Source organism: Mesorhizobium sp. M7A.F.Ca.CA.004.12.1.1 (assembly GCF_003997835.1).
Classification (GTDB): Bacteria; Pseudomonadota; Alphaproteobacteria; order Rhizobiales; family Rhizobiaceae; genus Mesorhizobium.
On the sequence record NZ_RZRK01000826.1, the window covers coordinates 1 to 2,653 of the forward strand.

The following is a 2,653-nucleotide window of genomic DNA, read 5'->3' on the forward strand; positions in this document are numbered from 1 at the left end:
GATGTGGGACGCCAAGTGAAACAAGAGAACCGCCCGACCGCAAGGGGTTAGCGACCGTTGCCGGCGTCGCCGGATCGCTTTCAACCGGTTTCTAATTTGCTCGTAAACCATGACGGTCCGTGCGATGGTCATTTTCGCACTGCAGCATCGACCCGAGCTTCGCCGGGTGATCGTCAGGCAGGCCGTCAGGACGACAATGCGAATCCACATCGGCTGCGAGATGAGCTTCGACTTTCCGCAGGAAACGCCGCTCATCGCGATGCTGAATGTGCATTATTCGCGTGCCTCCGATCTCGAGCGGCCGGATTTCCTGATTTCCAACCCGCCGGTGCCGATCGAAAGCTATCGCGACAGTTTCGGCAATTGGTGCAACCGGTTCGTCGCGCCGCCCGGGCGTTTCACCTTCGGCACCGACGCGGTGATCCGCGATCCCGGCACTTTCGAGATGGGCGATCTGATGGCCTGGCAGCACGAGGTTCGCGACCTGCCGGCGGACACGCTGCTGTTCCTGCTGCCCAGCCGTTTTTGCGAAAGCGACCTTCTGGCTGATGAAGCGTGGCGGCTGTTCGGCAACACGCCGCTGGGCATTCCGCGCGTGCAGGCGGTCTGCGACTTCGTCCACAACCACATCGTCTTCAACTACGGCAATGCTCGGCCGACACGCACCGCCGCGGAAGCGTATCGCGAACAGAGCGGCGTGTGCCGAGACTACGCGCATCTCGCCGTCACCTTCTGCCGGGCGCTCAACATCCCAACGCGCTACTGCACCGGCTACATCAGCGACATCGGTATGCCGAAACCATGGGCGAGCATGGATTTCTGCGCCTGGATGGAAGTCTATCTCGGCGGCCGCTGGCATGTCTTCGACCCGCGCAACAATGCACCGCGCATCGGCCGCATCCTGATCGCCTCCGGCCGCGACGCCGCCGACGTGCCGCTGACCCATATATTCGGCCCGGGAACGCTTGCCGGCTTCAAGGTGTGGACCAGCGAGATCGTCGAGTAGTCGCCGTTTTCCATAGGCCGATCTCTCATGACCGCTGGCTTGGACGACCCGACATTCGCGCGGTGTGATGCCTGTGGAGCTTTAGCGGCCTGGCCGCTAGACTGCGCCTTGAATGGGAACAAATGCCATGGCCGGGCACGGCGGCTCAAAAAAGGTGATCTACGCGGCGCTCGCCGGCAATTTCGCCATCGCGCTGACCAAGTTCGCCGCCGCCGCCTTCACCGGCAGTTCGGCGATGCTGTCGGAGGGCGTGCATTCGCTGGTCGATACCGGCAATGGCGGCCTGCTGCTCTACGGCATGCACCGCGCCGCCCGCCCGGCCGACCGGACTCATCCGCTCGGTCACGGCCGCGAACTCTACTTCTGGAGCTTCATCGTCGCGCTCCTCGTCTTCGCGCTGGGCGCCGGCGTGTCGTTCTACGAAGGCGTGATCCATATGATGGCGCCGGAGCCGGTCGCCAACGCCGAGGTGACCTACATCGTGCTTGGCCTTTCCTTCCTGTTCGAAGGCAGTTCGTGGTGGGTGGCGCTGAAGGAGTTCCGCCAGCAGAAGGGCAAGCAGGGCTGGCTGCGGGCGGTGCAGTCGAGCAAGGATCCGAGCGTCTACACCGTACTGTTCGAGGACAGTGCAGCACTTCTCGGCCTGATCGTCGCGTTCGTCGGCATCCTGGCGGCGGAAGTTCTGGAGATGCCGGAACTCGACGGCGCCGCCTCTATCGGCATTGGGCTGATCCTGGGGGCGACAGCGATCTTCCTGGCCCGCGAAAGCAAGGGCCTGCTGATCGGTGAGCCGGCATCGCCCGAAGTGCAAATGAAGGTGCTGGCGATCGCCCAGCAGGATCCGGCGGTGCAGCGGGCGAACGGCGTCCTGACCGTCCATATGGGGCCGGCAGAGATCGTCGCCGGCCTGAGCATCGAGTTCGAGGACCATTTGACGGCGCCCGAGATCGAAGCTTGCGTCGAGCGCCTGGAGGCGCAGCTGAAGAAGGAAATGCCGGAGATCACGCGGCTGTTCGTCAAGCCACAGACGACAGGCACCTGGGAGAAGCGGCGCAAGCTGATCGACACCGCATCCGATCCGGCTCTGGACTAGCGCCGCGCCATTGCCTGGCTGCCTTGACCCGCTAGATTACCGGGATTCAGGAGGAACAAAGATGAAGATCGACGGCGGCTGCCACTGCGGCGCGATAACCTATGAGGCGGAGGTAGACCCGGAAAAGACCACGATCTGCCACTGCACGGATTGCCAGCAACTGACCGGCACGGCTTTTCGCCTGACGGTTCCGGCGCCGGAAAGCAACTACCGCATCACCAAGGGCACGCCGAAAATCTACATCAAGATCGTGGCGAGCGGCGCCAAGCGCACCCAGGCCTTTTGCGCTGACTGCGGCTCGCATCTTTACGCCACGTCTGTCGGCGATGGCCCCAAGGTCTATGGGATTCGCGTGGGGACCGCGCGGCAGCGCCAGGATTTGATTCCAACACAGCAGAAATGGCACCGCTCGGCGCTGCACTGGCTGCCTGAATTTCAGGGCATGACCACGTTGGAGGAGCAGTAGCGCCGGTCCGGCACCGCGCCCGAATCGTCATCGTCTCGCCGTCATTGCTGATGCTGTCGATCCAGGTCATCCAGGCGATCCTCAAGGA

At 63.2% G+C, this 2,653-nt stretch carries 3 protein-coding genes; all 3 read left to right on the forward strand.

Going from position 1 to position 2,653, the window contains the following annotated elements; translation table 11 throughout:
* Window positions 1-196 precede the first annotated feature (196 nt).
* The 3 genes from EN984_RS30250 (at window position 197) to EN984_RS30260 (ending at window position 2,565) form a co-directional block, all read left to right on the forward strand.
* Window positions 197-1,006: a transglutaminase family protein gene (locus tag EN984_RS30250; protein ID WP_027040094.1), complete on the forward strand. Its 810-nt coding sequence runs from the start codon at window positions 197-199 to the stop codon at window positions 1,004-1,006.
* A gap of 127 nt (window positions 1,007-1,133) precedes the next feature.
* The gene (locus EN984_RS30255) at window positions 1,134-2,099 is read left to right on the forward strand and encodes a cation diffusion facilitator family transporter (RefSeq protein ID WP_127269362.1); all 966 of its coding nucleotides are present in this window, start codon (window positions 1,134-1,136) and stop codon (window positions 2,097-2,099) included.
* A 61-nt stretch (window positions 2,100-2,160) separates the two neighbouring features.
* Window positions 2,161-2,565 (forward strand): GFA family protein, encoded by a 405-nt coding sequence (locus EN984_RS30260; protein WP_127269361.1) that lies wholly within the window; start codon window positions 2,161-2,163, stop codon window positions 2,563-2,565.
* Window positions 2,566-2,653 lie beyond the last annotated feature (88 nt).